This window comes from Actinoalloteichus spitiensis RMV-1378, from assembly GCF_000239155.1.
GTDB classification, from domain to species: Bacteria; Actinomycetota; Actinomycetes; order Mycobacteriales; family Pseudonocardiaceae; genus Actinoalloteichus_B; species Actinoalloteichus_B spitiensis.
In genome coordinates, this window is the sequence record NZ_AGVX02000443.1 from 1 (window position 1) to 4190 (window position 4190).

Annotated in this window: 7 protein-coding genes; 2 read left to right on the plus strand and 5 right to left on the minus strand. The window is 67.3% G+C overall.

What is annotated here, in order from left to right; genetic code table 11:
• The first annotated feature begins 121 nt into the window (after positions 1-121).
• Positions 122-253 (plus strand): SapB/AmfS family lanthipeptide, encoded by a 132-nt coding sequence (locus ACTIDRAF_RS0218750; RefSeq protein ID WP_016700261.1) that lies wholly within the window; start codon positions 122-124, stop codon positions 251-253.
• 517 nt (positions 254-770) lie between these two features.
• Here ACTIDRAF_RS0218750 and ACTIDRAF_RS29735 read toward each other — a convergent pair.
• The 5 genes from ACTIDRAF_RS29735 to ACTIDRAF_RS0218765 form a co-directional block, all read right to left on the minus strand.
• Positions 771-1007 carry a hypothetical protein gene (locus tag ACTIDRAF_RS29735; protein ID WP_016700263.1) on the minus strand — a complete coding sequence of 79 codons (237 nt, stop codon included), beginning with the start codon at positions 1005-1007 and terminating at the stop codon, positions 771-773.
• Positions 1008-1358: 351 nt separating this feature from the next.
• Complete coding sequence (locus tag ACTIDRAF_RS29740) at positions 1359-1556, minus strand: DUF397 domain-containing protein (RefSeq protein ID WP_016700265.1); 198 nt, start codon at positions 1554-1556, stop codon at positions 1359-1361.
• A 265-nt stretch (positions 1557-1821) separates the two neighbouring features.
• Positions 1822-2034: a DUF397 domain-containing protein gene (locus tag ACTIDRAF_RS32995; protein ID WP_342626692.1), complete on the minus strand. Its 213-nt coding sequence runs from the start codon at positions 2032-2034 to the stop codon at positions 1822-1824.
• 238 nt (positions 2035-2272) lie between these two features.
• A complete protein-coding gene (locus ACTIDRAF_RS33000) occupies positions 2273-2470 on the minus strand; it encodes a DUF397 domain-containing protein (RefSeq protein WP_083886472.1) in 198 nt (65 codons plus the stop codon).
• A 2-nt stretch (positions 2471-2472) separates the two neighbouring features.
• Positions 2473-3315: a helix-turn-helix domain-containing protein gene (locus ACTIDRAF_RS0218765; RefSeq protein ID WP_026066265.1), complete on the minus strand. Its 843-nt coding sequence runs from the start codon at positions 3313-3315 to the stop codon at positions 2473-2475.
• 287 nt (positions 3316-3602) lie between these two features.
• On the opposite strand from ACTIDRAF_RS0218765, the gene ACTIDRAF_RS0218770 reads away from it, so the two are divergent.
• Positions 3603-4025, plus strand: coding sequence for a hypothetical protein (locus ACTIDRAF_RS0218770; protein ID WP_157163131.1), 423 nt, complete (start codon positions 3603-3605; stop codon positions 4023-4025).
• Positions 4026-4190: the final 165 nt, after the last annotated feature.

Consider the following 4190-nt stretch of genomic DNA (forward strand, 5'->3'; position numbering starts at 1 on the left):
CCGCCCCCCCCCCCCCCCGCCGATGGTGCGCCCGCCGGCCGCCCGCTCGCGGCCGCCCAGAACTCCCGTCCGTGACACGCGGACGGGCAACCAGGGAAACACCCACGAAAGGAAGTGCGCTATGGAGTCGGTTCTCGACCTGCAGGCGATGGAGGCCTCCGAGGACGCCGCCGAGTTCGCCAGCCCCGGAGCCAGCCAGGCCAGCCTGCTGCTCTGCGGCGACAGCAGCCTGAGCGTCGTCACCTGCCGCTGAGCCGGCGCGCGGCCTGAGCCGCGCAGACCGAGAACTGGGGGTGGGAGCGGCACACTCGTCCTGTGCCGCTCCCACCCCCATCCTCGACCATCAGCCCACCGGCGCGGAACAGGGTCTCACCAGGCCGGAGGTGCGGGAGCGTCGGAGTGGGCGGCCGTGCCGCAACCCGGCCAGTAGGCGACCGCGACCGTGGCGAAGGTCGCGACCGTGGGCGCGGTGTCCGTCAGGCCGTGTGCCAGCCCGCCGTTGCCACCGAGGCGACGGGGGACATCGCCGGTGGCGGTGCCGGCCCGCCGTTCAGCCTCCGCGCCGGGTGTGGCACGGCACCGACTGGGGCGGGAAGAGCACATCCGCCGAGCTGCGTTCTGGTTCGGACGTGGCGGTGTGGGCTCCGACCTCGAACCCCCGGCAGCCCGGCTCCTGCGACCTGCGTGCCTGCCGTCGACACCCCTCGGCTGCCAGTTCCCCTCGAGCGAGGCCAGGGAGGACGCGGGGTGTTCCACGACCAGTTCCCGGATCACGGTGGTGGAGAGCAGTCTGTCGCGCACGCCGACCAGCGTGGGTCCTTGTCGATGAGCGTGTGGCCCTGCGGCGGGTGGGAACCACCGAGCATGTCGGCCAGATCGCCGGCGGTGAACCCGGTGTGTTCCCGAACTCTCCTGATGGGCAGTGCGAAACCGTGCTCCCGGCCCTGGAGGTAGTTGAACACCGAGGCTCGGTTGCCAGTGCGGGCCTGCTCGGCGAGGTCAGCCATCGCTCGGGGTGTGAACTCTCGGCCGGGGTGGAGTAGCGGACTTGTCGAAGACGTGGTGCAGGACGGCGTAGGGCACCAGCGCCGGGAGGATGCCGGTGTCCGGGCGTTCTGGAGTCGAGTCCAGCCGATGAACCGCTCGTACTGGCTGCCTGGCGTGGTGCGACGCACGTGAACAGGAGGACCCTGCCGGCCCCATCCCACCACCGCACGAGGCCTTACCACGGGTCGGCTCTGAGTTCGGGTCGCTCTGGTGAGGCTTCTCCGCGTGGGGAAGCGTTACGCCATGCCGTGCGGCAGTGGGCGTGGGTGGAAGGTGCCCGCCGGCCGATGGGGTGGCCGGCGGACACCTGGTCAGATGCGGTCAGCCTTGATCGCCGTGATGAAGCTGCCGAAGGCCTGGCGGCTGACGACAAGAGTGCCACCCGCACGGTTCTTGGTGTCACGGATGCCGACAAGGCCAGGTGCGCCGCCGATCTCGACGCAGCTGTTCATGCCGTTGGTGCTCCGGGTAGGCTTCCGCCAGTTGGTCCGAGTGGTACTCGCGTCCATCTACTACCTCCTCGAGGAGTGGAAACCGTTCTGGCTGGGGAACTTGAGGTGGACCCCACCGACTTCCCGCTTGGCCGGAGAGAGGGAGGTGCTCCTAGCCTGCCGGCTACTGGATGGATGTGGTATCCGTCGACTGGTACTTCTCTACCCCTGTTCGACGTAGTGCGGTGGTCAGGTTCGTCGGTGTGGTGGTGTCGCAGATGCGGCTGACTATGGGGTCTGAGATAGTTGCCCGCCGGCCGATGGGGTGCCGGCGGGCTCCTGGTCAGAGGCGATCTGCCTTGATCGCCGTGACGAAGCTGCTGAAGGCATGGCGGGTGACGACAAGAGTGCCACCGGCACGATTCTTCGTGTCGCGGATGCCAACGAGACCAGGTGCGCTACCAATCTCCACGCAGTTGTTCGCGCCATTGCTGCTTCTTCTGACCTTCCTCCACCTGCGGAGGATGGTATTCGAACCCAATTCTATTTCCTCCAATGAAGAGCATCGCTCAGTTTTGGATGAGTGACTTGCCCTCGGCGACTCTCACCCGGAAGAGAAGGGTATCCATCTCAGTATGCCAACCAGCAAGACGACAGAGTCTCCGCCAGACTGGTGAGGCTGTTCCTCTCTGTCGTAGTGAGGTGCCTAAGGTGGCAGTGTCGCGGATGCGGCCGCCTGTGAGGCATGAGGGCAACTGCCCGCCGGCCTAACGAGGTGGCCGGCGGGCTCAGGGTCAGAAGCGGTCTGCCTTCACTGCGGTTACGAAGCTACCGAAGGCACGGCGACTGACGACAAGAGTGCCACCCGCACGGTTCTTGGTGTCACGGATACCAACGAGACTAGGCGCGCTACCCACCTCCACGCAGTTCGCGGACCCGTTACTACTACGGGTCGCCTTACGCCAGTTAGTCATACCAGCAGGGTCTTCCATTCTTACTCCTCAAGTTCACGGATACGGCCCGCAAGGAGGGATTCAGATTTTGCGGGCGTGAGTGCTGCCGCGAAGACGCGTTCGAACGCCACCGCGAAGTGTTGGGTATAGGTGGCACTGTCGTGCCACTCGCCATCCACCATCGTCTCGGTAAACGCGAACGTGGCACTGGGATCTCCCACGTCCAGCAACGTGAAGGACGTGCCAATCGGGGCGTGCGCACCCGCGTCGAAGGGGAGCACCTTCAGAGTGACATGGTCGAGCTGCGCGAAGTGCCGCAAAGTGTCGAGTTGCTGCCGAAGTCCGCCCGTACCACCTACCCGGCGGTGAAGCGCCGCCTCACCGAGCACCAGGATTACCTGTGGCGCGTTCTCGCCCATGACATGAGCCGCCCGGGCTAGCCGCTTGGCGACTGCGCTGTCGATACCCCCAGCGGCGGGGATCACAGCCGTCGAGAGCACGGCACGCGCGTAGCGTTCAGACTGGATGAAGCCCGGTATCAGCTCCTCGTAGAAGACACGCAACCGGGTGGCCGCTGCCTCGACAGCGACGTAGGCCTGCGCCCAAACAGCCACGGGCCGCGTTTCCCGATCACGTCGCCTGGCTTCAGCGGCGAGCATGAGGACGTGGTCCCGCTCGGGCGGACTCAGACTGTAGAGCTCGGCCAGCCGTTCGGTTTCCGTCAGAGCCAGCACGCGGTGCCCGCCCTCCACGAACGCAACCTTGCGCGCGTACCAGCCCAGCTCTTTGGCGACGTCACCCGCGTCCAGCCCTGCCCGTTCGCGGTGCGCACGAAGCGCTTGCCCCAGCAGCAGCCGATAGGCGAGAGGCGGCGGTGTTCTCATGCGTTCATCTTCTCTGGTCTCTCACGCGCGGCGGTACATCGCTGAAGATGCCCCGCAGGCGCTTTTCACCCGAAGTGACTACAGCCAGTGGTGGACCGGACCTTGCACAGTCATGGCCGTAAGCCGTACCGTCCTCAATGTAAGTCGTACAGTCACACTCGTACCTGTACTCCTTCCTTCGGGTCTGCCCAGACATCACGGAGGGGCCGGGCCAACTGTCCAGGCCGCCCGGCCCCTCCTTGAAGAGAGGAACCGACGTGCATCCCGTCGATCCCATCCCGGTAGCCATGCTACTGGCCGTAGCCGTCCTGCTCGCCGAGGTGTACCGCCGGCACCGAGGACGCCCTGACCAGCCCATCCGTGCCGTGGTCACCGTCAGCGGCGTGGTCTTCCTCAGCGGCCCACCCCCCGCTGACACCACTACCCGGTCCACCTCGGACACCCCGTGGTCGACCCCACCACCCATGCATCCCACCGGTTCCTGGCGCACCACCCGCACCCGGCCGGGACCCGCGACCGCCCACACCAGCACCCACCCCGACACGCACAGCGCGTGGGACGCGGACGACGAGGACACCGGCCGCCATCACTGGCGTCCCACCCCCACCACCCTCCCGCCTGCGGTCGGGAATCCCGACCCGGGGTGGGTCACCGTCCTCACCGGACACCTCCCCCTCCCGGCCCGGCACCACCGGGGACGGGTCGCGTGATCCTCGACATCGCCCTCGGAGCACTGGCCGCCCTGACCCTGCTGTGGGCCGTGGAATGGGCCGATCGGGTCCTGCTTCCCCCACTGCGCATGGCCCTGCGAGTCCGGCGAACCCGGCGCACCACCCGCCAAGCCCTGACCGCCGCCGGGCACCCCTGGCCCCGCC